This window comes from Pseudomonas sp. 2822-17 (assembly GCF_002742485.1).
GTDB classification, from domain to species: Bacteria; Pseudomonadota; Gammaproteobacteria; order Pseudomonadales; family Pseudomonadaceae; genus Aquipseudomonas; species Aquipseudomonas cyclaminis.
Genome location: NZ_LJRZ01000089.1, coordinates 1 through 230, shown reverse-complemented (window position 1 = coordinate 230; position 230 = coordinate 1). Strand labels below are relative to the sequence as shown.

The 230-nt window shown below is 37.8% G+C and carries 1 protein-coding gene; it reads left to right on the top strand.

Features of this window, described 5'->3' with window-relative positions; translation table 11 throughout:
• On the top strand, positions 1-230 hold a 230-nt coding region (locus tag AOA60_RS32540; RefSeq protein WP_158235003.1), incomplete at both ends, for a hypothetical protein.

The following is a 230-nucleotide window of genomic DNA, read 5'->3' as shown; positions in this document are numbered from 1 at the left end:
GTGCGAATGATGAGTTCAAAGGTACTTCAAACATCTGATAAGCTTTTTAAAAAAGACGAAGTGGATCATTATCAAAAATATCTAGAGGAAGAAGCGAGAAAAATCGGATTAACAGATGACGAGCTCAGAATGGAGATTCTTCTATCACTTGCACAAAAAACGGAAGTGCCTGCTTACTATTGGGATACGAATAAAGGACTCGAAGATTTTGGTGAAAGAGTGTTGACGAC